The sequence below is a fragment of the Motiliproteus sediminis genome (genome assembly GCF_017912535.1).
GTDB lineage: Bacteria > Pseudomonadota > Gammaproteobacteria > Pseudomonadales > Balneatricaceae > Motiliproteus > Motiliproteus sediminis.
Genome location: NZ_JAERQK010000004.1, coordinates 197,585 through 224,414, shown reverse-complemented (window position 1 = coordinate 224,414; position 26,830 = coordinate 197,585). Strand labels below are relative to the sequence as shown.

Below are 26,830 nucleotides of genomic sequence, written 5' to 3'. Positions count from 1 at the left end.
TGAGTAAACAGGAAGAGGAGAGCGGCGAGAGCTTCGACAAAAACACCTCGCCGCGGATAGCACGAACCGCTGAGATTAGTGCTCGCGCGTGGCACGGAAGCGAACGTCAGGCCAGCGCTCTTCGGCCAGACTGAGATTGACGCGCGTAGGGGCCAGGTAGGTGAGCAGATTACCCCCGTCAACCGATAGATTGTCGTGAGCCTTACGCCGGAACTCCTCCAGCATCTTGCTATCGTCGCACTCTACCCAGCGTGCCGTCTGTACGCTGATCGGCTCGTAGATACACTCCACCTTGTATTCGTCTTTGAGCCGGAACACCACGACTTCAAACTGCAGCTGACCCACCGCGCCAAGAATCAGGTCGTTGTTTTTCAGTGGCTGGAACAGCTGCACTGCACCCTCTTCCGACAGCTGTTGCAAGCCTTTCTGCAGCTGTTTCATTTTTAGCGGATCCTTCGGACGCACACGCCGGAACATCTCCGGAGCGAAGTGGGGAATACCGGTGTACTTCAATACCTCGCCTTCGGTGAAGGTGTCACCAATCTGGATGGTGCCATGGTTGTGCAAACCGATAATATCGCCGGACCAGGCCTCTTCGACATTTTCCCGGTCGCCGGCCAGGAAGGTCACCGCATCAGCAATCTTTACATCTTTACCTATGCGGGTGTGCCGCATTTTCATTCCCTGTCGATAGGATCCCGAACAGATCCGCATAAAGGCGATGCGGTCCCGGTGCTTGGGGTCCATGTTGGCCTGAATCTTAAACACGAAGCCACTGAACTTGTCCTCGTCGGGCGCAACAGCACGGCTTTCGGTAGCACGCGCAGGCGGCGACGGTGCCCATTCAACAAAGTCGTTCAGCATCTCACGGACGCCAAAGTTAGCCAGTGCGGTACCGAAAAAAACCGGGGTCAGTTGTCCGGCCAGAAAGGCTTCCTGGTCGTACTGATGAGTAGCGCCGCGCACCAACTCCATCTCTTCCAGAAAATCATCGTACTCGTCGCCCAGCAACTCCCGGGCGGCGTCACTGTCGATTTCCCGGATCTGTTTGTCTTCGGGGATGGTATGACCCATGCCGGGGGTAAACAGGTGCAGCACATCGGTGTAGAGGTTGTAGACCCCCTTGAAGTCCTTGCCCATGCCGATCGGCCAGGTAATAGGCGCCGCAGCAATTTTAAGCACCTCTTCGATCTCGTCGAGCAGCTCGATAGGGTCACGGATGTCGCGGTCCATCTTGTTAACGAAGGAAAAGATCGGCGTGTCACGCAAGCGACAGACATCCATCAGCTTGATGGTGCGATCCTCAACCCCCTTGGCGCCATCCACCACCATCAATGCGGAGTCCACCGCCGTCAGGGTGCGATAGGTGTCCTCCGAGAAGTCTTCGTGCCCGGGGGTATCCAGCAGATTGACCATACGACCGTTGTAGGGGAACTGCATCACCGACGAGGTGATCGAGATCCCCCGCTCCTGCTCCATCGACATCCAGTCCGAGGTGGCGTGGCGGTCACTTTTCTTGCCCTTGACGGTGCCAGCCTTCTGAATCAGGTTTCCGAACAACAGCAGCTTTTCGGTGATCGTGGTTTTACCGGCATCGGGGTGCGAAATAATGGCGAAGGTACGCCGCTTGCTTACTTCAGTCTGTATCTGGCTCATGCTTTCGACGGTATCAGGCGTGGCGCGCGAGTGCGCAAAGGGGCGACATTATAGCCGCTAGCCGGCGCGGCTCCTAGTCGCACCAACCTATCGACCGCAAACAAGCCGCACTCGACTCCGCCGCAACTGCGATCCGCTTTCCCGCCCGATACGGACAGCCACACCAGAATCACCATTTGATATAACTCACCACAACAACCCACCGGCGGTTGAATCCTCGCCTGTGACGGGTATAATCCGACCCCTTTCCAAACCTATTTTGCACCGCAGCATGGAATGCTGGCGGCGTGGCGCTATTGCGCCCGTTCATGACAGTGGAATCGTTGCAGTTACTGAGGTAATCCCGATGTTTGAACTGGCCGTTCGGCGCAGCCAAAATCTCAAAAACGACATATTATCCGGTCTGACCGTAGCCTTGGCTTTGGTCCCCGAAGCGGTCGCCTTTGCGTTTGTGGCCGGGGTTGAGCCGCTGGTCGGACTTTATGCGGCATTCATGGTCGGCCTGATCACCGCAATCGCCGGTGGGCGACCCGGCATGATCTCCGGCGCCACCGGTGCCCTGGCCGTGGTCATGGTGACGCTGGTCGCCGAACATGGCGTGCAGTACCTGTTCGCCACGGTGGTGCTGATGGGTTTTTTGCAGATCCTTGCCGGCGTGCTGAGGCTGGGTAAATTTATCCGGATGGTTCCGCACCCGGTGATGCTGGGCTTCGTTAACGGCCTGGCAATCGTGATTTTTCTCGCGCAACTTAGCCAGTTCAAGTTTCTGGACAGCAACGGCGAACTGCAGTGGATGCAGGGCAGCCAGCTCTACCTGATGCTGGGGCTGGTGGCGTTGACCATGGCTGTTATTTTCTTCTTGCCGCGCCTGACCAAGGCGGTCCCCGCCTCGCTGGCCGCCATTTTGGGGGTCAGTTTGCTGGCTGCCGGCTTAAGCCTTGACACCCGCACCGTGGGCGATGTGGCTTCTATTGCCGGCGGTTTGCCGACCTTCGCCATCCCTGCGGTGCCATTCAATCTGGAAACACTGATCATCATTCTGCCCTACGCGGTGATTCTTGCCGCCATCGGCCTGATCGAATCACTGCTGACGCTCACCCTGATCGACGAAATTACCGAAACCCGCGGACGCGGTAATCGCGAGTGCATCGGTCAGGGTACCGCCAACGTAGTCACCGGATTCTTTGGTGGTATGGGCGGTTGCGCCATGATCGGCCAGAGCATGATCAACATCAACTCCGGCGGTCGCGGTCGCGCATCCGGCATTACCGCAGCGCTGGCGCTGCTGGCATTTATTCTGTTTGCCTCACCACTGATCGAGCAGATTCCGGTCGCCGCCCTGGTGGGGGTGATGTTTATGGTGGTGCTCGGCACCTTTGAATGGTCGAGTTTCCGCATCATGCGCAAGATCCCGCGTGCAGACGCCTTCGTGTTGATCCTGGTGTCCGGCGTAACCGTAGCGACCGACCTGGCCATCGCGGTGGTAGTCGGGGTTATCGTATCAGCGCTGGTGTTTGCCTGGCAGCACGCCAAATATATTCGCGTGGTCACCAGCATGGAGGGGGAGACCAAGATCTACCGTCTGCACGGTCCGATCTTCTTCGGCTCGGTAAATAACTTTCTCGGTCTGTTCGATCCGGCCAATGATCCGGACGACGTGGTGATCGAATTTCAGTACTCGCGGGTGGCGGATCACTCCGGTCTGGAAGCGATCGACACCCTGGCGGAGCGCTACATCAGCGCTGGCAAGCAGCTTCACCTGCGCCACCTGAGTCCGGAGTGTCGCAAACTGCTGCGCAAAGCGGGAGACCTGGTAGAAGTGAACGTGATCGAAGACCCCAAGTACCACGTCGCCACCGATCAGCTCGCCTGATCCGCGGCCATAGCAAGGGGCTCTAGCGCCCCTTGCCGTGGTGCAGGATCTGTTCGTATACATAGCCGGAGATGCGTATCCGATCCTCTTCGCCCACATCCATGAACTGCAATCCGTACTGGTAGCCCGCGTCTTCCGGCCCTTGCCCCACCTCGGTGATATTACGCACAATCGCGCGCACCTGCTCATCGCGCTCGACGGTATCGATCATCACCCGAAACCGCAACCGTAACTCGCTCCCCACCGCTGCCACCGGTTCTTTACTGTGCAGCCGCGCCCCGCCACTGCTCATATCGATAATCAGGCCTTTCTTGGGCCACTGACCCGGCAGCGCACCCGGCTCGAACTCCGCCACAATCGCCGGCAACTTCAACGCTACGCGCGACGCTTGGCGCACGGCTACCGATTTGATGCTTTTGGGGTAGGCCAGATGGGCATACAGGAAGGGGGTACGACAGTTGTGTAACACCCGGGTTTCAAAGCCACAGGCGATGTTGTCCGCCATCATCCTTACCCGCAGCAGTTGCCCTTCAGGCAACAGAAAGGTTTTCCCCTGAATGCGCGGGGTACTCACCAACAGACTGTCACCTTCGCTGTAACCGATCAGGCGGACGGGATAGCGCTTGGGGGGAGTAATGGTTTCGACACTGAACGCATCGCCCGGCTGCACTCTCAGCTCGGCGAATCGCGTCGGCAGTCCTCCGTGATCGGACATAGGAACCTGAACATCCTGATAGTTCGAATGGGTAGAAGATACCCAAGCACCCACTGGGCGACAAGGGGTTACAAGCTCAATCGATACAGCAGTGCGTCTTCGCGCCCGTCGTTCAACGGATAGTAATGGCGCCGATGCCCCACTGGCACAAAGCCGTGGTGCTGATAAAAAGCTTGCGCCGCGGCGGCTGACTGCCGCACCTCGAGGTGCAGCGCAGCCACCTGGTGTTGATTCAACAAGCGGACAAAAGCCCTCAGCAACTGACTGGCGCGACCTCTGCGACGCTTGTCAGCATCCACCCCGATCTGCAACAGCTCGGCCTCATCGGCCACAATACGACCCACAAGATATCCCGTCAGTAGACCATCGTCCCAACACCCCAGCACGGGCTGCCCGGAGGCCAGCGCCTGGCGCAGACTGGCCCGCGGCCAGGGGTGGGTAAACAGACGCTGATCCAAAGCCGCCAGGGCCTCCAGATCGTTCACGCCAAGCGCGCGAACCGAACCGCTCACCGGTTCCTGATCGGCTGCAACGCCCGCCACAGATCGGCCTTGCGCGCAGGGATACGCAGCATTTCGTTGAGGCTGGGTCCTCGCACGACCGGCCCTTGATAATCCGCCTGCTCACCCAACAGATGGGTACCAGCCTGCTCACCGAGCAACAACAGCGGCAGTTGCGGCGGCAACTGGTCGAAACCGGCCTCGTTGCGCAGCATCATGGCCGCCACATCTGCCCCTTGGTCATGCCCGGAATCGGCGGCGAACATCGGCCAGCTGACTATATGACTCTTAAGCACATCGCCTCCCAGACCCACCGACGCCAGAATGGCCGCCAGCAAGCTCTGATGCTGGGGCGTGACCGGCTGGGAGGGGTCCAGTGGCAGGTCATCCAGAACCAGACAGTCGGCATAGCGAACCAGCAATAACCGAAAGCGCGGGATGGCCGACATCAACGGCGCCGCAGGCTCCGAGGAAGGCGTCACCGGCGCGGGTGTCGCCTCTTGCGGCGCCACGGGTTTAACAGGATTGGAGCTCAGATCGCTGACGCCAATCAGCGAGCGAACATCAACCCGCGCTGAATCCGCTGCCGGCTTTTGCGAGACCCTGGATTCGGCCGTCGCAGGGGCTACCGGCGCTTGGGCTTTTACCTCACCAACGGCAGGCAGCGGGTCCAACGGCTGCCAGTGCCAGCGCGGTGATGGGCATGCTCCCGGCAGGGCCCGGGTCGGCAGCCATGGCGTGATCCCCATGGCTGCCAGGTAGCGCTGGCGTAGCGGCTCGTCGCTCGTCAGTGTCATTAAACTTGCGGGTGCGCTTTGGTGGTATCCGACAGCAGCAGATTGGCCGCATGCAGGTAAGCCTTGGCGGAGGCGATAACGATATCGGTATCGGCACCCAGGCCGTTAACGATCCGCCCACCCTTTTCCAGCCGTACCGTGACTTCACCCTGCGAATCGGTACCACTGGTGATGGCGTTGACCGAATACAGCTCCAGACTGGCTTCGGTATGAACGATACTTTCAATCGCCTTGTACGCGGCATCTACCGGACCACTGCCTGCGGAGGTGGCACGCATCTCTTCGCCTTCGACCATCACCACCACCTCGGCCACCGGGGTTTCGCCGGTCTGCGAGGTCACCTTGAGCGAGCTCAGGCGATAGCGCTCATTAAAACCGGCCGCCTTGGTATCACTCACCAGCGCCTGCAGGTCTTCGTCGAAGATCTCGTGCTTCTTGTCGGCCAGTTCCTTGAAGCGGGCAAACATGGTGTTCAGTTCAGCATCAGTTTCAAAGGTGGTGCCCAGTTCCTCAAGCCGCGAGCGAAACGCGGCCCGGCCGGAGTGCTTGCCCAGCACCATCTTGTTAGTGTGCCAGCCCACATCCTGCGCGGTCATGATCTCGTAGGTTTCGCGATGCTTGAGCACGCCATCCTGGTGAATGCCGGACTCATGGGCAAAGGCGTTGGCGCCGACGATCGCCTTGTTGGGCTGCACCGGAAAGCCGGTCACCCCGGATACCAGCCGTGAAGTCGGCACGATGTGGGTGGTGTCGATGCCGGTCTCCACGCCCAGGCGGTCGTGGCGGGTACGAATCGCCATCACCACCTCTTCCAGCGAGGCGTTACCGGCCCGTTCACCGAGACCGTTGATGGTGCACTCTACCTGACGGGCACCGTTGGAGACCGCCGCCAGGGAGTTGGCCACCGCCAAGCCCAGGTCGTTATGGCAGTGAACCGAGAAGATCGCCTTGTCGGCGTTCGGAATCCGCTCAATCAACTGGCGAATGGTGTGGCCGAACTCTTCCGGCACCGCGTAACCTACGGTATCGGGAATATTGATGGTGCGGGCACCGGCGTCGATCACCTGCTCGATGATGCGACACATGAAGTCCAGCTCCGAACGGCTGGCATCTTCCAGTGAAAACTCGACGTCGTCGATCAGGTTACGGGCACGCTTGACCGCATACACCGCCTGCTCCACTACCCGATCCGGCTCCATCTGCAGCTTGTATTTCATGTGGATCGGCGAGGTCGCAATAAAGGTATGAATCCGACCGGAGTTAGCGTTCTTCAAGGCTTCGCCGGCACGGTCAATATCAGCGTCCAGCGCCCGCGACAAACTGCAGATGGTGCTGTCCTGGATGGTATCGGCGATCGCTTTCACCGCCTCGAAGTCGCCGGGGCTGGCGATGGCAAAGCCCGCCTCGATCACGTCAACGCGCATCTTCTCCAGCGCCTTGGCAATCCGCAGTTTTTCCGCTTTGGTCATCGATGCGCCGGGGCTCTGCTCGCCGTCGCGCAAGGTGGTATCGAAGATAATGACTCGGTTGTCGCTCATGGTGATGCTCCATCACGACCGGACTCAGCAGGTCCGGCAAACATTAATTCTGCAAGTGCGTCTGCAAATACGAAAAGGGGGTGAGGTAGATCAGTGGCCTGCCATTACGGCAGTCGAAGGAGCAGCGGGCGCGCAACCTGATACGCAGCACCCAGGGCCTGAAGGCGGCCGGATGAAGCGGTGGAACGGTAGCCGAATGTGGTCTGCATGGTCGCTCTGTCTTGGAAACACTAGGGTTTCGGCTAAATATACCGCTAAAATCGGGCATTGCAACCCATAACCGACTGCCACAATCAGGAAATTGGTCGAACCATGAGCAAATCCTCGACGCCGTTGACACCCCCTACCGCCCACAGCTTTGATCAGGCCCCTGACCGGCGCCACACCGCCAGCGAAAAGTGGGACAAGTACCGTGATCGCGACATCATTCCGTTGTGGGTTGCCGACACCGATTTCATGTCGCCGCCGGCGGTGATCCAGGCGTTGCATCAACGTATCGACCACGGCGTGTTCGGTTACGGGCGCACCCCTGATGAACTGGTGGAGGTAGTGCTTGAACGGCTGCAGCGGCTTTATGGCTGGCGGGTCGAACCGGACTGGCTGATCTGGTTGCCGGGGCTGGTATGCGGGTTGAATCTGGCCTGCCGTACGGTGGGTGGCAGTGGCGACAGCGTCATCGCACCAACGCCGATCTACCCGCCCTTTATGAGCGCGCCGAGACTGTCAGATCGACGCCTGATCAGCGTACCGATGACACAGCATGATGGACGCTGGCTGCTGGATCCGGAGGCGCTGGAACAAGCGATCACCGACGACACCCGGCTGCTGCTGTTCTGTAACCCGCAAAACCCCGGCGGCACGGTCTACCGGCGAGAAGAACTGCAGCAGATTCTGGATATCTGCGCGCGCCATGACCTGACCCTCTGCTCGGATGAGATCCACTGTGACTTGATCCTGGAGCCGGGTGCCCACCATATCCCCGCAGCCAGTCTCAGCGACGATGCCGCCGCACGCACCATCACCCTGATGGCACCGAGCAAAACGTACAACATCGCTGGCCTCGGCTGCTCACTGGCGATCATTCCGGACCCCACCCTGCGGCGCGCGTTTATCCGTACGCGTAAAGGCATAGTGCCGGACGTCAACGTACTGGGCTACACCGCGGCGCTGGCGGCATACCGCGACGGCGATGGCTGGAACCAGCGTCAACTGGATTACCTGCGCCACAACCGGGATCTGCTGGTAACGCGCATCAACCAGATCAAAGGCCTGAAGCTAGCCCGGTTTGAGGCGACCTATCTGGCCTGGATCGATGTCAGCGCACTCCAGCTCGACAATCCCCCGGCGTTCTTCGAGCAGGCCGGGGTCGGCATGTCGCCCGGTGTCGATTTTGGCGACAAACGCTTTATGCGGCTGAACTTCGGCTGCACCCGCATCACGCTGGAAAACGCGATACAGCGAATCCAGCGGGCGGTCGAACAGCTGCACGAGCGCCGCGCAACTCAGAAGTGAGTGCCGTTCTCGTAGTAGTTGCAGCCCTTGAGGGGAGTAAAAAAGATATCACTTGCGGTCACGCCAGCCGCTTGCAGGTGGCGGGTAATCGCCATCGCGGTCAGGTCCTGCAACGCCTGGCCGCGATCAAACCAGAGCACCTCGATAAAGGGATACCCGGCCACCCGCTGACCGTCGGCGACATAGACCGAGGACACCACCTCCAGGGTCAGATCATCACGCGGACAATCCAGCAGGCGCTGAAGTTCGTCCACCAGTGCGGTACTGATTGTTTCAACGGTATCGACTTCGACACCACGGAATCGCAACTGGGGCATACAAAACTCCTTTTATCGGGTCATGCCCGGGCAATGGGGAATGCCAGCACCTGATCTATATGATCCAACTCCAGTGCCAGCATCAACAGCCGGTCGACACCAAGCGCCACCCCTGCACAGGCCGGCATGCCCGCCCGCAGCGCTGCAACCAGATGCGGGTCTGAGGGGTTAACCGCTTTACCTAACCGGCGGCGCTGCTCTGCATCCGCCGCAAAGCGGCGCGCCTGCTCGTCGCCGTCTACCAGTTCGTCATAGCCGTTGGCCAGCTCGATACCGTTGACGAACAGCTCAAAACGCGCGGCCACCGCCTCGCCCTGCGCATCTTCATACACTTTGGCCAACGCCGCCTGCGAAGCGGGAAAGTCATACACAAAGGTCGGTTGCTGCAAGCAGGGCTCGATCACCTCCGCCAGTAGCAACTGCCGCCAGGTATCGGGGTCATCGTCGTCAAATGTCACCCCCAGATGCTGCACCGCCAGCGACCTTAAAGCGGCGACACTGGCGCGGTGAGGGTCGATCTCGAATCGCTGCCGGAACAGATCACGGTAGCTTATGCGCACGAAATCATCACGTTTGAGCACAGCCGCCACCAGCGTTTCCACCTCATCCATCAACATGACAGTGTCGAAGCCCGGGCGGTACCACTCCAGCATGCAGAATTCGGGATTGTGGCGTCGTCCTGACTCGCCGTTACGAAACGCCTTGGCCAACTGGTAAATAGGCCCGCTACCTGCAGCCAGCAAACGCTTCATGGCGTACTCGGGCGAGGTTTGTAAAAACAGCGCGGTTCCCTCGGCGGCACCCGGCCCCTCATACCGCGACGGCAACGGATCGAGGTGAGGGTCAGACACCGCCGCCGTCGACAGCACCGGGGTATCCACCTCAAGCACCTTGCGCTCGGCAAAAAACTGGCGAATGGTCGCATACAGCCGCGCACGGGCGTGGATAGCTTCCAGAGATGCAGTGGGCTGCCACATAAGCCGCGCCTCCGATAAACGCATGCAGAAACGATCAAGGCCGGCAATGCCGGCCTTGATAGGAGTCACTAGTCTGGCCTGACAATCAGGCGCGGCTGACGTACTCACCGGTACGGGTGTCGATCTTCAACACCTCACCCTGATTGATGAACAGCGGCACGCGCACCACCGCGCCAGTGCTCAGGGTTGCGGGCTTGGAACCGCCCTGAGCGGTATCACCTTTGAGCCCCGGATCGGTTTCAACCACTTCCAGCTCAACAAAGTTGGGGGCAGCGACCGCCAGCGGCACGTTGTTGTATAGGGTCACGGTGCAGACGTTCTGCTCTTTCAGCCATTGCTTGGCATCACCTACCGCCTTCTCGTCCGCTGCATACTGTTCGAAGGATCCGTCGGTCAGCATGAAGTGCCAGAATTCACCATCGGTGTAGACGTACTCCATGTCCTGATCCATCACATCCGCCTTTTCGAGCGATTCACCAGACTTAAAGGTGCGCTCCCAGATCCGGCCGGACTTGAGATTACGAACTTTAACCCGGGTAAACGCCTGACCTTTGCCGGGCTTGACGAATTCCACATCCACCATGGAGCAGGGATCGCCATCGATCATTACCTTAAGACCGTTCTTGAATTCGTTGGTAGAATAGCTAGCCATTTTTCCTCACCGAATAGCTTGAGATCCCCGAGGGGCAAAAAGAGGCTAATGATAGCGCGAACCGAGGCGGCTGTGCAGACCATACCGGCACAACAATCAGGTGTTTGTTGCTGGCAACAGCAACTTCGAGAAGCGATCACCGATCCGGTGCGGCTGGCCGAGCGGCTGCAGCTGCCCGCACCATGGGCGCAGCAGATGCTCGCGGCAGCGGCCAGCTTCCCCCTGCGCGTACCCGAAGCCTACCTGCAACGGATCAAACCGGGGGATCCGCAGGACCCGCTGTTGCTGCAGGTCCTGCCGCAGGCACAAGAGCTCGACCGCCCTGCCGGCTACGTGACCGACCCGTTAGGTGAAGGTGACGCCAATCCGCATCAGGGCGTTATCCATAAATATCGGGGGCGTCTGCTGTTGATCGTCAGCGGCGGTTGCGCCATCAACTGTCGCTACTGCTTCCGGCGCCATTTTCCTTACGGCGACAACCAGCTCGGCAGCGAGAGTTGGCAACAGGCCCTGCGCTATCTGCGTAAGCACACCGATGTCGAGGAAGTGATTCTGAGCGGCGGCGATCCACTGGCGACCTCTGATCAGCGCCTTGGCGCGATGATCGACGATCTGGAACGTCTCTCTCACCTCAAACGGCTGCGGATCCACACCCGGCTGCCGATCGTCATCCCGGATCGGGTAACCCCCGCCTTGACCCAACGTCTCGCCCACAGTCGCTTGCATACCCTGCTGGTCACCCACATCAACCACCCCAACGAAATTGACGGCGAGGTGCGTGCAGCGCTGGCCAGACTGGCAGCGAGTAACACCCGGTTGCTGAACCAGAGCGTGCTCCTGAAGGGGATCAACGACAAGGTTTCAATCCTCAAGAGCCTCAGTGAAGCGCTGTTTGATTGCGGCGTCATGCCCTACTACCTGCACCTGATGGATCCGGTAGCAGGGGCAGCACACTTCGATATCGGCGATCAGGCCAGCCGGGAACTGGTCGGCAAACTCGCCGCCGAGCTACCAGGTTACCTGGTCCCCCAGCTGGTGCGCGAACAAGCCGGCGCCGAAGCCAAAGTGCCGCTGGCACCATTGATTCCCGGTGCCAGCGGCACTCCCTAGAGGCCCAGAAGCTAACCCGCTGAGGTATGGCGACTTGATCATCGACCGCACGCCAGCCACGCACCCAACCGTTACAGTGTCTCAGCGGGCAGCAGGTTAGCGGCGCGGTTTTCTTGCACAACCCCCATATTGATCCAGACTCTGTCTACGAGCCATACCCGCAGCGCCGCCGGCGCCGGGGTTTACCCACAGAGGACAACGCCATGAAACTCTTCGGCCTCGCAGTCAGCAATTACTACAACACGGTGAAATTGGCACTGCTCGAAAAGCGGCTGGATTTCGAGGAGGTTGCTGTCGCACCGGCTCAAACGCCGGAGATCCTGGAGCACAGTCCGATGGGCAAGATTCCTTACTTTCAGCATCAGGGACAATACATCTGCGAATCCCAGGCGATCCTGTTTTATCTGGAGGTCTACCAGCCCACGCCCCGACTTTATCCAACCTCTGCTGCCCGCGCCGCACTGGCACAGCAGATCCATCAGTTTATCGACCTCTACGTTGACGCCCCGGCCCGCCGCCTGCTGGGAATGGCCTTTTTCGGCCAACCGCACGACCCGGAGATGATCAAAGCGGTGGATCAGGAGCTCAAGCACAACATGTCGGCGCTCAACAGCATTATCAGCGTATCACCCTTCATCGCCGGTGATCAGCTCAGCCACGCCGACCTGGCCGCGTTTACCACCTTTGGCCTGGTACAGGCGATTATGGAACAGACCGGCGGTTCGGATCCGCTGGCCTCCATTCCCGGGATCGGGGTTTACATGGAGATGATGTCGCAGCGGCCCAGCGTGCAGAGAGTGCAGGCCGATCAGGCGGCCGCCATGAAACAGCTCTTTGGCGGAAACAGCGGTTAAACGGTTCACCCCCCGCGGTGCATTGGGTACACTGCCGATTTTCTCTCTGGACCCTGTGCGATGAAACGACTTTCCCTGATTCTGGCCCTGCTGGCGCTGGCCGGCTGCACCCAGGAAACCCAGAACAAGCTCGGCCGCGCGGTACAAAACTGGACCGGCACCAACGGCGTACTGGAGATCTACGCTGGCGACAAGCTGGTGCGGCGTTTTGTCGAAATCGACAAGCTGAGCACGGCCAGCGGCACTCAGGACGGAGGGGTGCGCCCCTACCGCTACGGCTACGGTGTGTTTGATAGCAACCTCAACGGTCGCAAAGATCCGGGAGAGAAGAAGGTGTACTTCGAATTCAGCGACTACTCCACCCCCTACGTGTTCTACGAGAACCCCTGAATGAGCGCCGTCTGGGTCATTACCGTTGCCGCCATCGCCGGCGTGGCCATCACTGTTCAGGGACAGCTGATGGGCATCATGGACCGCGGCCTTGGCACCATGGAGAGCGTATTTATCACCTACGCCGTGGGCGGGGTGTTGGCGGCGTTGCTTCTGCTGCTATTTCGCGGCGGCAATCTGGGCCAGTGGCAGCAGCTGCCCTGGTGGGTACTCAGCTCCGGCATCGTCGGCCTGGTAATCGTTTCCGGCATCGGTTACAGCGTCGGCCAGCTCGGCGCCGTCGGGGCTTTTACCGTCATCGTGGCAGTACAGTTCTTCGTCGCCACGCTGATCGATCACTTTGGCCTGTTCGGCGCTCCCGTGCGCGAAATAGGCCTGCGCAAACTGACCGGCATCGGCACCCTGATGCTCGGCGTCTGGTTAACGCTGCGTTAGGGTGCCGCCGATGATCGCCTGGCTCTGCTCCCTGATTCTAAAACTGAGTGGCTGGACCATCGACGACCAGCAGCGCCCTGCTATCAAGCGCTACGTGCTGATCGGCTATCCGCACACCAGCAACTGGGACTTTGTTCTGGCGATGCTGGTAAAAGGCGCCCTGGGTTTCCAATTCAACTGGGTCGCCAAGCACACCCTGTTTCGCTGGCCGCTGGGGCCGCTGATGCGCGCCATGGGTGGTATTGGGGTCGACCGCACCCAAAGTACCGGTTTTACCGCCGCACTGGCAGCTGAATATGGCCGGCGCGAGTCGCTGGTGGTGGTGATTACCCCCGAGGGCACCCGCGCCCATCGCCCCTACTGGAAAAGCGGCTTCTACCATCTGGCACTGGAGGCCGGGGTACCCGTAGTGCTGGGCTATCTGGATGCACCCAGCAAGCGGATAGGCTTCGGCCCCAGCCTCACCCTGAGCGGAGACCGGGATCAGGATCTGGCCCGCATTCGCGCATTTTACGCCGACAAGCGCGGCATCCACCCGGCGGATGCCGGCACCATTACCTTCACCCAACCACCGAGCTGACACCAAACAGTCAAGCTGCAGGTGTTCCGGTCGCTCAGGCAGAGTACTACTTAACTATTGGCAAAGGCGTCGCGGGTCAGGTTTTCGGTATGATCGGGGTGGAGCGCAAGGTTGTCCTCGATACGGATGCCGCCACAGGGGCGCAACTGCTCCACTCGCTCCCAATTGACCGCCTTCGCTTGCGGGTGGTGGCGCAACCCGGCCAACAGCGTATCGATGAAATAAAGTCCCGGTTCCACCGTCAGCACCATGCCGGCTTCCAGCGGTCGGGTCAGGCGCAGGAAAGGGTGCTCATCCGGTGGCGGCAGCGGCGTACCTTGGGGGTCAGCAACCTGCCCGCCCACATCATGCACCTGAATCCCCAGCAGATGCCCCAGGCCATGGGGATAAAAGCTACGGGTAATACCGGTTTCAACCAGTGATTCCGGTGCCAGATCGACGATCTCGAACAGCTGCAGCAGCAGCGCCACTGCCTGATGGGTACGCTGGTGCAGCTCAACAAAGCTGGCACCAACGCTAGCGCTGGCCACCAATCGTCGCTGTACTTCGTCCATCGCCGCCACCAGCTCGGCAAACAAGCCCGGGCGGGCGGCATAGGTTCGGGTAATATCAGCGCAATAGCCTCTGACCTCGGCGCCAGCGTCAATCAGAAAGGCATCGGGACTGGCCGGGTGACGCCGGTCCAGATGCTGGTAGTGAAGCACCGCCGCATGCTGATCGATGGCGATGATGTTGCCGTAGGGCAGCTCGTTCTCCCGCTGGCCGCTGGCGGCCAGATAGGCCAGATGAATGTCAAACTCGCTGCCTCCGTCACGAAAGCACTGTTCGGCGGCACGATGCCCGGCGACCGCCAACTGACTGGCTTCACGCAGGCAAGCCAACTCGTAGCCACTCTTGTAGCCGCGCAGCCAGTTCAATTCGTGCAACAGCGGCTCAGGATTGATCGCCGTGAATCCCCAGCGTTGTGCCAGCGCCGCATCTTCACCAACGAACGCCAGACCGGGGGTATCACCCAGCGCCGACTGAACCTCCACCGGATCAGCAAACTCGGCAATATCAAACGGGTCGGTCCAGAAACCGCCCGGGGCTCCGTCGCTCAGGTGCCAGAAGTCGACCGGAGAGTGATAAAACAGCTGCGGTCGCTTACCCGGACGAATCAGCAAAAAGCCGTGCTGGTGCCGGGGAAGCGGCAGCCAGTGCTTGAAGTGAGGGTTGGCATAGAACGGCAGCGCGTGATCATCGAGAAAAATACCCGTTGCCGTGCCGCTATAAATTACCATCCCGGCGTAACCCAGCCGCTCCAGCAGTGCCGCCGTGTGCCCCTGCAAGGTCGCCACATGATCGGCATACAGTTCACTCAAGTTCATGACGTCTCCAACGATTGGGTCAACGTATAACGGCTAGCGCGTTGCCAGCACTCCGTCATTTGCGGATGCCGGTTTTGGCGCAGCCGGTAAAGGCGCAGCTCCAGTGGCAGCGTCCACTCGCTATCGCCGGCCGGCAGCAACCGCTCGCGCTCATCCTCCTGCACCAGGCTCTGGGGCAGCCAGCCAATACCGAACCCCTGACCAATCATCGCCTTGACGCTGATCGCCTGGGTATTTTCGTTAACCACCAGCAGGTGGGGCTGCTTGTGCAAGCGGCGCAGATGGTTGCTGATCACCGGACTGAGAAAACTGCGACTGTTGTAGGTGATATACGGCAACGGCTGGGCGTCGCTACCGGGCAGCTGAAACTTGGGCTCGCCACGCCGGTTGAGTCCGGTGAAGGGCGCCAGCGAGTCTTGCGCCAGACGCAGAAACTCGAACGCATCGCTGTCGAGCACTTGCAGGTAGTCGATATCGGGATGCCAGTAGCAAAGGATCAGATCACACTCGCCCCCCTCCAGCGCCTGCACAAAGTCGTTGCCACTCCAGGAGGTCGAGCGCAGATCGAAGCTGATATCAAGATCATCCCCCAACTCACGCACCCAGTCGCGACAGAAACTGAGATACAGGGTCTGGGTACTGGCCAGCCGCAGCTTGCGCGCTTCCTCCTCTTGCTGTGCCTGGCAGCGCTGCCGGGTATCGCGCATCAGCTTGATAACCTGTTCAGCACTTTCCAGAAAAAGCTTGCCAGCCGGGGTCAGCGACAGCGGCAGGGTATTGCGATCAATCAGCATCACCCCCATCTCATCTTCCAGCAGCTTGATCCGCCGACTGAGGGTGGGTTGGGTCACATTTTGCTCGTCAGCGGCGCGGGAAAAATGGCGAGTACGCGCAAGGGCGCAGAAATCCTCCAGCCAACGTAACTCCATGCCACCCACCCTGATAGGCAGGCTCAACGGCCCGCCGCTAAAAACGTTAACAAACTATACGTCTAAAAAAAGAAAAAGGCCCAGACAAGCCATGACCGTAACTCGCCCGGGCCCGCAAACCAATGACAATTACAACCGACCTTCCTCGATGCCGTGGCAGGCGACCTGGCTGCCATCGCTCTGGGCGATCAGCGCCGGGATCTCCTGACGACAACGGTCGTTGGCATAGGGGCAGCGGCCATGGAAAACACAGCCCGTCGGCAGGTTCACCGGCGTCGGCACCTCCCCCTGCAGCTTGATGTGATTGGGCCGATTATCCTCCAACCGCGGAATCGCACTGAGCAGCGCCTGGGTGTAGGGGTGCTTGGGCTCGGCGAACAGGGTTTTGGTCGCGGCCAACTCGCACACGGTGCCCAGATACATCACCGCCACCCGGGTACCAAAATGCTCCACCACCGACAGGTCATGGGTGATGAACAGGTAAGTGAGGTCGCGCTCCTCCTGGGTCTGCATCATCAGGTTGAGCACTTGTGCCTGGATCGATACATCCAACGCCGAAATCGGCTCGTCGGCGACGATAAACTCCGGTTCCACCGTCAGCGCACGGGCAATGGAGATCCGCTGGCGCTGGCCGCCGGAAAACTCATGCGGGTAGCGCACCCCCCAACCGGGATCGATACCGACGGAGTACATCACCTCTTTGACCCGTTCGCGCACCTCGGCACCGCTCATCGACGGGTTATGAAACCGAACCGGTTCCTCCAGCGTCTGAGTGATGGTCATGCGCGGGTTCAGCGAGGCATAGGGGTTCTGAAAGATCATCTGCATCTTCTTGCGGTAGGGCAACAGCGCGGTGTCGGACAGATGGTCGATCCGCTCACCTTTGTAGCTGATGCTGCCGGCACTGGGCTTGAGCAAGCCCATCACCGTACGCGCCACGGTGGATTTACCGCAGCCGCTCTCACCCACCACGCACAGCGCTTCACCTTTGGAGACGTCGAAATTGACCCCATTGATGGCGTGCACGTGTTCCTGATGGCGCACGATCTTGCCGCCCTTGAACTGCAGTTGGTCAAGAAAGTCGCCGGAGATATTGAAACGCTTACGCAGATCACGGACCTGCAACAGGGATTCCTGGGTACTCATACTCTGCTCCTCAACCCGCCGCTGCGGCCTTCTCTTTCATCGCTTTGACCATGTGACAAGCGACCGAACAACCTCCAGAGCGGGTAAAGCCCGGCAGCTCCCGCGAGCAGGGCTCGATCACAAACTCGCAGCGCGGATGGAACGCACAACCGGTGGGAATTTTCTGCAGGCTGGGCATGGAACCCGGGATCTGGTTCAGACGCTTGCCCGGTAACGTCTGCTGTGGCAACGCGTTGATCAGCCCCTGGGTGTAGGGATGCTGGGCATCGTTGATGATCTCTTTGGTGGGGCCTTGCTCGATTACCCGCCCCGCGTACATCACTACCGCTTTTTGGGTTACCTGGGATACCACTCCCAGATCATGAGTAATCAGGATCAGCCCCACGTTCTGGCTGTCGCACAGCTCCAGCAACAGTTCCATGATCTCCGCCTGAATGGTGACGTCGAGGGCCGTGGTCGGCTCGTCGGCGATGATCAGCGGCGGATCCAGCAGCAACGCGATGGCGATGATGATCCGCTGGCGCATGCCGCCGGAGAGTTCATGTGGATACTGGTCAATGCGGGTTTCCGGCGACGGAATATGCACCAGCCGCAGTTTTTCCAACGCGACCTCGCGCGCCTCGGCGGTGGATATCTTACGGTGCGCCTTGAGACACTCCACCATCTGCTGACCGAGGGTCAGCACCGGATTGAGAGTCATCATCGGGTCCTGAAAGATCATCGCGATGCGGTTGCCACGGATGTCGCGCATCTCCTGTGGTGACAGTTTGGTCAGATCCTTGCCTTCAAACAGGACCTCGCCGCCGGAGATGTAACCCGGGCGGCTGATCAGATTGAGAATCGAAAACGCGGCCACCGACTTGCCGGCTCCGGACTCGCCGACAATACCGATCCGCTCGCCGCGTTCGATACTGAAGCTGACGTCGCGGAGCGCCTTCACAGCGCCCTGGCGCAGACCGAAGGTAACCTCGAGGTTTTTAACTTCCAACAAAGCCATCGCGCTTACCCCTTGTACAGTTTCGCTGGGTTAAAGAGCAGAACGTCACGCCGCCCTAAAACAGCTTTTAGATTCACGAGCGACATGGCTCAGCCCTTGTACAGTTTTGGGTTGAGAACATCACGCAACCAGTCGCCCAGCAGGTTCATCACCAGCACCAACAACACCAGTACCACACCGGGGATGACGGTGATCCACCAGGAGCCGCTAAAGATGTAGGCGAAGCCGCTGGAGATCAGCGAACCAAGGGAGGGCTCGGACACCGGCATTCCCAGCCCCAGAAACGACAACGACGCCTCGCTGATGATGGCGTTGGCGACCTGCACGGTGGAGATCACCAGAATCGGTGACAGGGTGTTGGGCAGAATATGACGCCACATGATCCGGCGGCTCTTGAAGCCCATTACCCGCGCCGCATCGACGTACTCTTTATGTTTCTCCGCCAGCACCGAGGCGCGCACGGTGCGGGCGTACTGTGGCCACTCGGCGATACCGATCACCATGATCAGCATGAAAATCGCCAGTTTGGCGTAAAGTTCGGCGCCGAATGCGGCCTGAAACAGGGCCAACACCACGATCGCCACCATCATGGTGGAGAAGCTCAGCTGCACATCGGCAATCCGCATCAGAATACTGTCGACCCGGCCGCCAAAGTACCCCGCCGCCAGACCGATCACCACGCCGAGAAACGCCTGCATCAGCACCGCACAGATGCCGATCATCAGCGACACCCGGGTACCGTAGAGAATGGTGCTGAGCATATCGCGCCCCTGGGCATCGGTACCCAGGGCGAAGCGCTCATCGCCCTCTTCGCTCCACGCCGGAGCGATCTCGGAATCCATAATGTCGATCATCGCCGGATCATAGGGATCGTAGGGCGCAATCAGCGGGGCAAACAGGGCCGCCAGGGCAAAAAACAGGAATACCGAAAAGCTGATGATTGCGACTTTGTCGGTACGAAAGCTGTGCAAGAAGTGGGACGCTTTGAAGCGCTCCCAGGCAGTCGGACGCTGCTCCAGAGTCTGTGTATTCATGATTTCTTACCCGTCAGATTGACGGTCGGGTTGACCAGACCGTAGATCAGATCCACCACCGTGTTGGTGACCACAAAAATAGCGCCAACCACAATCAGATAGGCCACGATCAGCGGCGTATCGACGCGGTTAACCGCTTCCAGAAACAGAAAGCCCATGCCCGGCCACTGGAACACGGTTTCGGTCAGGATGGTGTACGCCACCATGGTCCCGATCTGCACCCCGCCAACGGTGATTACCGGCAGCATGGTGTTCTTCAGCGCGTGGAGAAAGTAGATCCGCATCGGCGACAACCCCTTGGCCCAGGCGTACTTGACGTACTCCGACTGCAGCACCTCCATCATCTCGGCGCGAATCAAACGAATAAACAGCGGCAGCATGATCGACGCCAGCGAAAAGCAGGGCAGCACCAGATGGAGCAGACCATCACGGGTCAGATAACCGGACTCCCAGCCCCAGAACATCGGCTCCAACTCACCGCGCCCGTAGGACGGCAACCAGTTCAGCTCTACCGAAAACAGGAAAATCGACATGATCGCGGTCAGGAACACCGGCACCGAGATGCCGACAATACTCAACCCCATCACGGTTTTGGAAAACCAGCTATGCGGTTTAATCGCCGAATAAACCCCCAGCGGCACCGACAGCAGGATAATGATCAGCGTTGCCCCGAACACCAGCTCCAGAGTCGCCGGCAGTTTCTTCAGAATGACGTCAAGCGCCGGCTCCTTGAAGAAGTACGAGGTGCCAAGGTCTCCCTGCAGCGCGTTACCGGCAAAGCGGACGTACTGCACCAGGAAGGGGTCGTTGAGACCCAGTTCGTCACGCAGCGCCTGACGCTCCTCTTCGGAAACTGACTGCCCCACCAGCTCACGCAAGGGGTCACCCAGATTATCCTGAATCGAAAAACTGATCAGACTGATGACGAACATGACGACCACGGCCTGCATCAGGCGACGTATCAGAAAGGCGATCATGACGTTTGTTCTCTTAAATTAGGGGCACGGCCAAGCCACGCACACAAGGTACAGCGACGTAATTACAGCAAGAGTAAAGGTGCCGGACTGAAGCCCTGAGCGGAGGTGGACCCCAGCCCGGCGCGGGTGAACTTACTGGTCGATTACCAGATCGCCCAGATAGGGGAAGTTCATCACGTTGACGATATCCGCTGCGTGCACGCCGTTACGTGCAGCCCAGGCCAGGTTCTGCCAGTGCAGGGGTACAAACGCCGCATCGTCGTAAAGAATCTGCTCGACCTCCTGCAACATCGCCGCCCGTTTGGCCGGGTCGGTTTCGCTGGCGCTGGCTTTCACCAGTTCATCAACTTTAGGGTTGCAGTAATTACCGCTGTTGTACTGACCGGCGCCGGTATCGCTGTTCGGACAGGCCGTCAGGAACTCGGTAAAGTTGGCCGAATCCTCGGTATCCGCGTGCCAGCCGATCATCATCATGTCAGCGGAACGTTTGTCGAACTCAGGCCAGTACTGCGCCTTGGGCATGGTCTTGAGATCGACCTTGATGTTGATCTTGGCCAGCATTCCGGCCACAGCCTGGGCAATCTTGTCGTCGTTCACGTAACGGTTGTTGGGCGCCATCATGGTGATGCTAAAGCCCTTCTCGTAACCGGCCTCTTTCATCAGTTGCTTGGCTTTCTTGAGATCGTAACGCGGCGTCAGCGACTCCTTGTAACCCGCATAACCGGCCGGGCCTTGCTGGGCCGCCGGAGTAGCAAAGCCCTTCATGATCTTCTTGACGATGCCTTCGTTGTTGATCGCGTGAACGATCGCCTGACGTACGCGCACATCCTTGAACTCGGGACGACGTTCCTGATTCATCTGGAAGGTGATGATCCGGGTGCCAGGCAGGGTGACCAGATTAACCTTGCCGTTCTTTTCGATCCGGGCATGGTCGTTCGGCGGCACCGGCGCGATAAAGTCAACATCACCGGACAGCAGCGCGGCAACACGGGTCGGGGCTTCTTTGATCGGCGTCAGTACGATCTTGTCGACGTTACCCTTGGAGTCTTTGTCCCAGTAGTCGGCAAAGCGTTCGAAATCGACCTTAACCCCCTGCTGGCGGGCAGTAACGATGAAAGGGCCGGTTCCGGAATGATTGGTGGAAGCAAACGAATTGCCATGCTTGACCAGCAGGTCTTTGGGCTGACCGTTGGCGTCGTTACCGCTGTAGAACTTGGAATCCATCGGGAAGATGTAGGTCGCGGTGTGCAGCACCAGCGGGTAGGCCACTTTGGTCTTCAGCTCGATGGTGTAGTCATCGATCACCTTCACTTCGGTGAAGTTATCGAAGATACCCTTGAAGTCGGGGCTGGTTTTCAGACGGTCAAAGGTCCAACGCACATCTTCGGCGGTCATCGGATTACCGGAGTGGAATTTGACGCCCTGACGCAGAGTGAAACGCACGGTATAGTCATCGACACGCTCCCAGCTTTCTGCCAGACGCGGCTCAAAGCCCAGCTCACGGGTCCAGCGAACCAGCGGATCGAAGATCATGTGCGACAGCTGCAAGGTACCACCGGAAAGCTGCTCGTGCGGATCCAGAGAAACCGGGTCGGCGTCATAGGCCAATTTAAGCGTCGCCGCCTGGGCACCGAAACCGAGTCCCATCGCCAGCACGGCGCCGGCCATCAAGGCAGGTATTTTTTTCATCGTCATCTTCCCGAAATAGGTTGGAGTTATGGTTGTTATGGTCGAATTTCAGGAAGCCAGACTAGACCAGCGGACAAAAGCCGCTCAATCGAAATTACGCCTGAGCCCTATACACAAAACGAATCAGCCCTTAAACCTGCTTATCAAACAGTTAGTTGGGCAATCAATCTTGGGCACGATGAAGCGTCTGGTGTTGCTCGTCGAGGGTGCGCCCAGCGGCGATGGCGGCGGCGATAGCAGCATCAGCAGGCTGCGCCAGCATCGCCAACACCAGCGTCAGCCGTTCAAGGCGGAAGTCCCTGATCCGGTCAACCCGGGTACTCAAGCGGTGGTCACTGCTATCAAAACGCTTGAACGCGCTGGACACGCCGCGTAATGCGGTGTCGAGTTTACGCTGCTTGCGCGCGATCCGCTTGACGATCAACGCCTCGGGTTGCACCAGCGTAATGATCTCATTCAGCATCCGCTGCGCTTCACGGTCACGGGCCTGAACCTCCCGGGTCACAAACGCCATCAGTCGCTCGTCACACTCGGACCGTAACTCTGTTTGCTGCCGAGCCTTGAACCGCGCCAGCGCCTCGGGATTAAGCTCCCGGGACGCGGCCTCCAGCGCCACCCCATGACGCAGTTGCAGCGCCTCAAGGGCCTCCGTTACCGGCAGCGGATAACTCTCACTGTAGATGCGCTGTTTAACCAGCTCGGCGGTATCAAGCTCATGATTGGCGAAACTGACCAACAGTTGGAACAGTTTCAGCGGACCATTCTCGAGCTGTTGCAGATGGAGCTGATAACGATCCAGCAACGATTCCTGGGCGCCCATCAAGCGGTCGTTCTCGGTGCTGGTAATCGGTGCTCCCACCAGCATTACCGGCCATAGAGCAACCAGAACCCCCACCAGCAACCGTTGCTTCATCCTCGACACCTCCCGCCTGGCCGCCACTGGAAGAAACTATAGCGGATCAGCCAGGCCGGTTCAGAGCGGCAGCGCCGCCTCGTTGTAGCGTCGGTGCTTGCCCTGATACATGCGCTGGTCCGCTACCGATATCAACGTCTCAACCTCGGCCGCGTCGTCCGGATAGACGGCTACCCCCTGACTGCATCCCAGGTTGAGGGGCACCCCGTCCATATCGAAAGGCTGCTCAAACGCTGCGCTGATCTTGGCCGCCACAGACTCGCGATCCACATGCTGGGCCTGCATAGTCAACATGATGATGAACTCATCGCCATGGATGCGCGATACGGTATCCTGCATCCGGAACTGCTGCCGCAATCGTCGCGCCACTTCCACCAACATGCGATCACCGGCATCGTGCCCCCAGCGGTCATTGATCGGCTTGAAGTGGTCCAGATCGAGATAAGCCAGCACCACCCGCTCTTCGTCCGGGTTGAGCGTTGCTATGGCCCGCTCCACGCGATCCATCAGCAGATTGGTGTTGGGCAGACCGGTGAGGTGATCGTAGTTGGCCTGCTGGAACAACGAGCTGTGCTCTTCCAGCTCGCCCTGATTGCGCCGCTGGCTAAAGGAAACGACCCGCATCGCCAGAATAATCAGCGCCAATACCAACGCGGTCAGCAGCCCCAGATACTGGTGATCCAGATCCCCCCACAGCGGGCGATAACTGAAGCGTAAAACAAAGGGCTGCGACTCGCCGCTGAGATGACGCTCTGCTTCAAAATGGCCGAACAGCGCCGCCATACCCTGGAAGGGCTGATTACTGAAACGCCAGAGCTGCTCCGCTGGCCGGGTATCGGTCACCTCAGCGGACAACTGCAGCGACCAGCCTGTCCGCCCCACCATGTCAGCTGGCACCAGATCTTGCGCATGGACCAGTAACAGTGCGTAGGCCTGCCGCCAGGGTTTGTTGGCCACCGCGCCCCCGGGCGCATCGCTACTCACCGGGGCAAACAACAGATAGGCGACTTCACCATCCTGACGCTGAAAGGGCCGCCCCGCCTGCTTGCTCCGCAGCGGGTCTCGCAGCTGATAGGCGCGATTGAACGCGCGATCGATACTCATCAACCGCTCCGAGGATTGCAATTGCGGCTCGGTAAACACCATCGGCAGCCGATAGGATTCCTCCTCACGGCGACTCGCACCACTGTCGCCCACACGCAGCCGCGCAAGACGCAGGCCGCTGTAGCCCAGCCGTTGCAGGCGGTCACCGTCCGCCAGATGGCCGGCGGCTTCGACCAGTTGGACGATGGCGAACAATCGCAGTTCGGGGTAGTGTTCACGCAGAGTAGCGGCATAGCGGCGGGCCGCATCAAGGTCCGCGGCCGGAAGCAGGTCCAGAAACTGGCGAAAACCATCAAGAGCCACATCAAAGGTCTTCGCAGTGCGCTCGCTGTGACGGGCAACCTGATCGACCTGCGCCAGAAAATCGCGCTGTAAGCGGTCATGTTCGGACTTCAAGCCGAGCACGAAGACCGCGCCGATAAACAGCGCCCACAAAAAAACGCGCTTAATGAGATGAATCCGCAACCTCTGCCGGTAGCGGGTATCGTCCTGATACATGTTCCGTCCTTGAAAAATTGACCGTTAAGTCAAAAAACGAACAGTACATTAACTGATCAACGCCAACAACACCTTGACCCAGCGCACAGCCACGTCGATCACTGCCGCCGCCGGGTCTGCCTGCTGATCTCCAGAGCGGCCACCAGCGCTGCGGTAACCGGAGCCGAGCGGTCATAGGCCAGCCCCACCTGCTGTTCCAGTTCCAGCTCGCCGATAGTGCGCAGCACCAGGTCGTCACGCTGGCGAATGCTGTCCCAGTCCGGCACCAGGGCGGCGCCAACCCCGGACGCAACCAGCCCCACCGCATATTCGACCGTGCGGATATTGGCACGTGCGGTAAACCCCAGATCGCGGGTTTCCAGCGCCCGCTTCAACCCTTCCAAGGCCCGGCAGGGTTCGCGGTTAATAAAGGGCAGTCCCTTCAGGTCGCGGAGGTTCAACTGCTCCTTGAGACTCAGGGGGTGCCCCTGAGGCAGCGCCACCAGATAACGGTCCTGCCAGATCGGTTGGAACAGCTCCCACTCCTCTACCTCGCTGACCTCGATGATGCGGGCATTACAGGGCTCTTCCGGGTTCACCAGCGTGAGCTCCATCTGCTCCACCGCCGCGCTCAACTCTTTCAGCCACAGACTCATCCGCTCCACCCCGAGCGAACGCATCAGCCCTAAGCGAAAGGGCGCCGCCGCGGGGCGTTCGACAAACAACTGCTGGATCGCACGCGCTTCGCCGGTCAGTTTCTTGGATAACGGATACAAACGCTCACCAGCTTCAGTGGGCACCACCCCCTTGGCGTGCCGCACAAACAGCGCTGTCTCCAGAGTCTCTTCCAGCTGTTTGAGCGCAGCCGAAATCGACGGCTGGGCGATAAAGCAGACCCGCGCCGCCGCGCTGATACTGCGCTGCTCGTAAACCGCCTCGAAGTAACGCAGTGCTCGCAGATCCATAGCCACCCTTAGCCATAGTTTTTTTCGATAGATGGTAAAGCAAAAGAATATTATCTCTTTATCTAACTTACTCCTACCCTTACCGACATTCGCTGCGCAGCAGCTACCACCCAAGCAACCGGACGATACCCATGAGCAAACCCGCCTTTAACTGGACCGACCCCTTCGATCTCGATAGTCAACTGAGCGAAGAGGAGCGTATGGTGCGCGACAGCGCCCGCGACTACTGCCAGGACAAGCTGCTGCCACGGGTGCTGGAAGCCAATCGCAACGAGCATTTCCACCGCGAAATCATGAACGAGCTGGGCGAGCTGGGTCTGCTGGGCGCCACCCTGCCAGAGCAATACGGCTGCGCCGACGTTAACCACGTCTGTTACGGCCTGGTAGCGCGCGAGGTGGAACGAGTCGACAGTGGTTATCGCTCGGCGATGAGCGTGCAGTCATCCCTGGTAATGCACCCGATCCACGCCTACGGCAACGAGCAACAGCGGCAGAAGTATCTGCCCAAACTCGCTAGCGGCGAGTGGATCGGCTGCTTTGGTCTCACCGAACCGGACTCCGGTTCCGACCCTGCCAGCATGCGCACCCGCGCCGAAGCGGTAGAGGGCGGCTACCGCCTCAAGGGTAACAAGATGTGGATCACCAACAGCCCCATCGCCGACATCTTTGTGGTCTGGGCCAAGCTTGACGGCGAGATCCGCGGTTTCGTGCTGGAAAAGGGCATGCCGGGCCTGTCTGCCCCCAAGATCGAGGGCAAGTTCAGTCTGCGAGCCTCGATCACCGGTGAGATCGTGATGGACAACGTACTGGTTCCCGCGGAGAACCTGCTGCCTGACGCTTCCGGTCTCAAGGGCCCGTTCGGCTGCCTCAACAAGGCCCGTTACGGCATCAGCTGGGGCGCGCTCGGTGCCGCCGAGTTCTGCTGGCACGCGGCGCGCCAGTACACTCTCGACCGGCAGCAGTTCGGTCGCCCACTGGCTGCCAACCAGTTGATCCAGAAAAAACTGGCCGACATGCAGACCGAGATCAGCCTCGGCCTGCAGGGCTGTCTGCAGGCGGGTCGTTTGATGGACGAGGGGCGCTGCGCGCCGGAGTTGATCTCGCTGCTCAAGCGCAACAGTTGCGGCAAGGCGCTGGAGATCGCCCGCCAGTCCCGCGATATGCACGGGGGCAACGGCATCAGCGACGAGTTTCACGTGATCCGCCACCTGATGAATCTGGAGGCGGTCAACACCTACGAAGGCACCCACGACGTGCACGCCCTGATCCTGGGTCGCGCCCAGACCGGTCTGCAGGCGTTCAGCTAAACCGAGCGCGCCCCGGAGA

General features: G+C 59.7%; 26 protein-coding genes. 8 read left to right on the top strand and 18 right to left on the bottom strand.

Features of this window, described 5'->3' with window-relative positions:
- Positions 1-75 precede the first annotated feature (75 nt).
- Positions 76-1,656, bottom strand: coding sequence for a peptide chain release factor 3 (locus JJQ76_RS10105; protein WP_210396689.1), 1,581 nt, complete (start codon positions 1,654-1,656; stop codon positions 76-78).
- Between the two features lie 346 nt (positions 1,657-2,002).
- Between JJQ76_RS10105 and JJQ76_RS10100 the strand changes: the two genes are divergently transcribed.
- On the top strand, positions 2,003-3,529 hold the full coding sequence (locus JJQ76_RS10100; RefSeq protein WP_210396688.1) for a SulP family inorganic anion transporter: 1,527 nt from the start codon (positions 2,003-2,005) through the stop codon (positions 3,527-3,529).
- 22 nt (positions 3,530-3,551) lie between these two features.
- Here JJQ76_RS10100 and JJQ76_RS10095 read toward each other — a convergent pair whose 3' ends face one another.
- From JJQ76_RS10095 to JJQ76_RS10080, 4 genes are all read right to left on the bottom strand, one after another.
- The gene (locus tag JJQ76_RS10095; RefSeq protein ID WP_210396686.1) at positions 3,552-4,244 is read right to left on the bottom strand and encodes a flagellar brake protein; all 693 of its coding nucleotides are present in this window, start codon (positions 4,242-4,244) and stop codon (positions 3,552-3,554) included.
- Between the two features lie 68 nt (positions 4,245-4,312).
- The gene (gene rimI, locus JJQ76_RS10090) at positions 4,313-4,756 is read right to left on the bottom strand and encodes a ribosomal protein S18-alanine N-acetyltransferase (RefSeq protein ID WP_210396684.1); all 444 of its coding nucleotides are present in this window, start codon (positions 4,754-4,756) and stop codon (positions 4,313-4,315) included.
- Complete coding sequence (locus JJQ76_RS10085; RefSeq protein ID WP_210396683.1) at positions 4,753-5,541, bottom strand: hypothetical protein; 789 nt, start codon at positions 5,539-5,541, stop codon at positions 4,753-4,755. Before JJQ76_RS10085 ends, rimI begins: the two co-directional genes overlap by 4 nt.
- Complete coding sequence (locus JJQ76_RS10080) at positions 5,541-7,079, bottom strand: 2-isopropylmalate synthase (RefSeq protein WP_210396682.1); 1,539 nt, start codon at positions 7,077-7,079, stop codon at positions 5,541-5,543. The genes JJQ76_RS10085 and JJQ76_RS10080 overlap by 1 nt, the downstream gene beginning before the upstream one ends.
- A gap of 312 nt (positions 7,080-7,391) precedes the next feature.
- Here JJQ76_RS10080 and JJQ76_RS10075 point away from each other — a divergent pair, with 312 nt between their 5' ends.
- Complete coding sequence (locus tag JJQ76_RS10075) at positions 7,392-8,591, top strand: MalY/PatB family protein (protein ID WP_210396681.1); 1,200 nt, start codon at positions 7,392-7,394, stop codon at positions 8,589-8,591.
- Here the strand turns inward: JJQ76_RS10075 and JJQ76_RS10070 are convergent.
- The 3 genes from JJQ76_RS10070 to efp form a co-directional block, all read right to left on the bottom strand.
- Positions 8,582-8,908: a DUF1904 domain-containing protein gene (locus tag JJQ76_RS10070; RefSeq protein ID WP_210396680.1), complete on the bottom strand. Its 327-nt coding sequence runs from the start codon at positions 8,906-8,908 to the stop codon at positions 8,582-8,584. The two genes, JJQ76_RS10075 and JJQ76_RS10070, sit on opposite strands and share 10 nt — an antisense overlap.
- Before the next feature lie 20 nt (positions 8,909-8,928).
- Positions 8,929-9,885 carry an EF-P lysine aminoacylase EpmA gene (gene epmA, locus JJQ76_RS10065; RefSeq protein ID WP_246480539.1) on the bottom strand — a complete coding sequence of 319 codons (957 nt, stop codon included), beginning with the start codon at positions 9,883-9,885 and terminating at the stop codon, positions 8,929-8,931.
- An 85-nt stretch (positions 9,886-9,970) separates the two neighbouring features.
- The gene (efp, locus tag JJQ76_RS10060; protein ID WP_210396679.1) at positions 9,971-10,537 is read right to left on the bottom strand and encodes an elongation factor P; all 567 of its coding nucleotides are present in this window, start codon (positions 10,535-10,537) and stop codon (positions 9,971-9,973) included.
- Positions 10,538-10,585: 48 nt separating this feature from the next.
- Here efp and epmB point away from each other — a divergent pair, with 48 nt between their 5' ends.
- The 5 genes from epmB (at position 10,586) to JJQ76_RS10035 (ending at position 13,906) form a co-directional block, all read left to right on the top strand.
- A complete protein-coding gene (gene epmB, locus JJQ76_RS10055; RefSeq protein WP_210396678.1) occupies positions 10,586-11,647 on the top strand; it encodes an EF-P beta-lysylation protein EpmB in 1,062 nt (353 codons plus the stop codon).
- Positions 11,648-11,850: 203 nt separating this feature from the next.
- A complete protein-coding gene (locus JJQ76_RS10050) occupies positions 11,851-12,501 on the top strand; it encodes a glutathione S-transferase family protein (protein ID WP_210396677.1) in 651 nt (216 codons plus the stop codon).
- Between the two features lie 60 nt (positions 12,502-12,561).
- Positions 12,562-12,891: a hypothetical protein gene (locus JJQ76_RS10045; protein ID WP_210396676.1), complete on the top strand. Its 330-nt coding sequence runs from the start codon at positions 12,562-12,564 to the stop codon at positions 12,889-12,891.
- On the top strand, positions 12,892-13,326 hold the full coding sequence (locus JJQ76_RS10040; protein ID WP_210396675.1) for a DMT family transporter: 435 nt from the start codon (positions 12,892-12,894) through the stop codon (positions 13,324-13,326).
- Positions 13,327-13,336: 10 nt separating this feature from the next.
- Positions 13,337-13,906, top strand: coding sequence for a lysophospholipid acyltransferase family protein (locus tag JJQ76_RS10035; protein WP_210396674.1), 570 nt, complete (start codon positions 13,337-13,339; stop codon positions 13,904-13,906).
- Positions 13,907-13,956: 50 nt separating this feature from the next.
- Here the strand turns inward: JJQ76_RS10035 and pepQ are convergent, their stop codons facing one another.
- The 10 genes from pepQ to JJQ76_RS09985 all read right to left on the bottom strand — a co-directional run bounded on the left by pepQ (position 13,957) and on the right by JJQ76_RS09985 (position 25,504).
- Positions 13,957-15,273: a Xaa-Pro dipeptidase gene (gene pepQ, locus JJQ76_RS10030; RefSeq protein WP_210396673.1), complete on the bottom strand. Its 1,317-nt coding sequence runs from the start codon at positions 15,271-15,273 to the stop codon at positions 13,957-13,959.
- Positions 15,270-16,202, bottom strand: a complete 933-nt coding sequence (locus JJQ76_RS10025; protein ID WP_210396672.1) for a LysR family transcriptional regulator — start codon at positions 16,200-16,202, stop codon at positions 15,270-15,272. The genes pepQ and JJQ76_RS10025 overlap by 4 nt, the downstream gene beginning before the upstream one ends.
- A gap of 129 nt (positions 16,203-16,331) precedes the next feature.
- A complete protein-coding gene (locus JJQ76_RS10020) occupies positions 16,332-17,348 on the bottom strand; it encodes an ABC transporter ATP-binding protein (RefSeq protein WP_210396671.1) in 1,017 nt (338 codons plus the stop codon).
- 10 nt (positions 17,349-17,358) lie between these two features.
- Positions 17,359-18,345, bottom strand: a complete 987-nt coding sequence (locus tag JJQ76_RS10015) for an ABC transporter ATP-binding protein (protein WP_210396670.1) — start codon at positions 18,343-18,345, stop codon at positions 17,359-17,361.
- An 89-nt stretch (positions 18,346-18,434) separates the two neighbouring features.
- Positions 18,435-19,379: an ABC transporter permease gene (locus tag JJQ76_RS10010; protein WP_210396669.1), complete on the bottom strand. Its 945-nt coding sequence runs from the start codon at positions 19,377-19,379 to the stop codon at positions 18,435-18,437.
- Complete coding sequence (locus tag JJQ76_RS10005; protein ID WP_210396668.1) at positions 19,376-20,356, bottom strand: ABC transporter permease; 981 nt, start codon at positions 20,354-20,356, stop codon at positions 19,376-19,378. Before JJQ76_RS10005 ends, JJQ76_RS10010 begins: the two co-directional genes overlap by 4 nt.
- Before the next feature lie 132 nt (positions 20,357-20,488).
- On the bottom strand, positions 20,489-22,051 hold the full coding sequence (locus tag JJQ76_RS10000) for an ABC transporter substrate-binding protein (protein WP_425515230.1): 1,563 nt from the start codon (positions 22,049-22,051) through the stop codon (positions 20,489-20,491).
- 157 nt (positions 22,052-22,208) lie between these two features.
- Positions 22,209-22,958 (bottom strand): hypothetical protein, encoded by a 750-nt coding sequence (locus JJQ76_RS09995; protein ID WP_210396666.1) that lies wholly within the window; start codon positions 22,956-22,958, stop codon positions 22,209-22,211.
- Between the two features lie 60 nt (positions 22,959-23,018).
- The gene (locus tag JJQ76_RS09990) at positions 23,019-24,560 is read right to left on the bottom strand and encodes a GGDEF domain-containing protein (protein ID WP_210396665.1); all 1,542 of its coding nucleotides are present in this window, start codon (positions 24,558-24,560) and stop codon (positions 23,019-23,021) included.
- Positions 24,561-24,658: 98 nt separating this feature from the next.
- Positions 24,659-25,504 (bottom strand): LysR family transcriptional regulator, encoded by an 846-nt coding sequence (locus tag JJQ76_RS09985; RefSeq protein ID WP_210396664.1) that lies wholly within the window; start codon positions 25,502-25,504, stop codon positions 24,659-24,661.
- Positions 25,505-25,635: 131 nt separating this feature from the next.
- Here JJQ76_RS09985 and JJQ76_RS09980 point away from each other — a divergent pair, with 131 nt between their 5' ends.
- On the top strand, positions 25,636-26,811 hold the full coding sequence (locus JJQ76_RS09980) for an acyl-CoA dehydrogenase (RefSeq protein ID WP_210396663.1): 1,176 nt from the start codon (positions 25,636-25,638) through the stop codon (positions 26,809-26,811).
- The last annotated feature ends 19 nt before the right edge of the window (positions 26,812-26,830 follow it).

Coding starts and splice junctions, on each gene's coding strand:
- JJQ76_RS10105 (WP_210396689.1), bottom strand. CDS start 1,656: ATGAGCCAGATACAGACTGAAGTAAGCAAGCGGCGTACCTTCGCCATT.
- JJQ76_RS10100 (WP_210396688.1), top strand. CDS start 2,003: ATGTTTGAACTGGCCGTTCGGCGCAGCCAAAATCTCAAAAACGACATA.
- JJQ76_RS10095 (WP_210396686.1), bottom strand. CDS start 4,244: ATGTCCGATCACGGAGGACTGCCGACGCGATTCGCCGAGCTGAGAGTG.
- JJQ76_RS10085 (WP_210396683.1), bottom strand. CDS start 5,541: ATGACACTGACGAGCGACGAGCCGCTACGCCAGCGCTACCTGGCAGCC.
- JJQ76_RS10080 (WP_210396682.1), bottom strand. CDS start 7,079: ATGAGCGACAACCGAGTCATTATCTTCGATACCACCTTGCGCGACGGC.
- JJQ76_RS10075 (WP_210396681.1), top strand. CDS start 7,392: ATGAGCAAATCCTCGACGCCGTTGACACCCCCTACCGCCCACAGCTTT.
- JJQ76_RS10070 (WP_210396680.1), bottom strand. CDS start 8,908: ATGCCCCAGTTGCGATTCCGTGGTGTCGAAGTCGATACCGTTGAAACA.
- epmA (WP_246480539.1), bottom strand. CDS start 9,885: ATGTGGCAGCCCACTGCATCTCTGGAAGCTATCCACGCCCGTGCGCGG.
- efp (WP_210396679.1), bottom strand. CDS start 10,537: ATGGCTAGCTATTCTACCAACGAATTCAAGAACGGTCTTAAGGTAATG.
- epmB (WP_210396678.1), top strand. CDS start 10,586: ATGATAGCGCGAACCGAGGCGGCTGTGCAGACCATACCGGCACAACAA.
- JJQ76_RS10050 (WP_210396677.1), top strand. CDS start 11,851: ATGAAACTCTTCGGCCTCGCAGTCAGCAATTACTACAACACGGTGAAA.
- JJQ76_RS10045 (WP_210396676.1), top strand. CDS start 12,562: ATGAAACGACTTTCCCTGATTCTGGCCCTGCTGGCGCTGGCCGGCTGC.
- JJQ76_RS10040 (WP_210396675.1), top strand. CDS start 12,892: ATGAGCGCCGTCTGGGTCATTACCGTTGCCGCCATCGCCGGCGTGGCC.
- JJQ76_RS10035 (WP_210396674.1), top strand. CDS start 13,337: ATGATCGCCTGGCTCTGCTCCCTGATTCTAAAACTGAGTGGCTGGACC.
- pepQ (WP_210396673.1), bottom strand. CDS start 15,273: ATGAACTTGAGTGAACTGTATGCCGATCATGTGGCGACCTTGCAGGGG.
- JJQ76_RS10025 (WP_210396672.1), bottom strand. CDS start 16,202: ATGGAGTTACGTTGGCTGGAGGATTTCTGCGCCCTTGCGCGTACTCGC.
- JJQ76_RS10020 (WP_210396671.1), bottom strand. CDS start 17,348: ATGAGTACCCAGGAATCCCTGTTGCAGGTCCGTGATCTGCGTAAGCGT.
- JJQ76_RS10015 (WP_210396670.1), bottom strand. CDS start 18,345: ATGGCTTTGTTGGAAGTTAAAAACCTCGAGGTTACCTTCGGTCTGCGC.
- JJQ76_RS10010 (WP_210396669.1), bottom strand. CDS start 19,379: ATGAATACACAGACTCTGGAGCAGCGTCCGACTGCCTGGGAGCGCTTC.
- JJQ76_RS10005 (WP_210396668.1), bottom strand. CDS start 20,356: ATGATCGCCTTTCTGATACGTCGCCTGATGCAGGCCGTGGTCGTCATG.
- JJQ76_RS10000 (WP_425515230.1), bottom strand. CDS start 22,051: ATGACGATGAAAAAAATACCTGCCTTGATGGCCGGCGCCGTGCTGGCG.
- JJQ76_RS09995 (WP_210396666.1), bottom strand. CDS start 22,958: ATGAAGCAACGGTTGCTGGTGGGGGTTCTGGTTGCTCTATGGCCGGTA.
- JJQ76_RS09990 (WP_210396665.1), bottom strand. CDS start 24,560: ATGTATCAGGACGATACCCGCTACCGGCAGAGGTTGCGGATTCATCTC.
- JJQ76_RS09985 (WP_210396664.1), bottom strand. CDS start 25,504: ATGGATCTGCGAGCACTGCGTTACTTCGAGGCGGTTTACGAGCAGCGC.
- JJQ76_RS09980 (WP_210396663.1), top strand. CDS start 25,636: ATGAGCAAACCCGCCTTTAACTGGACCGACCCCTTCGATCTCGATAGT.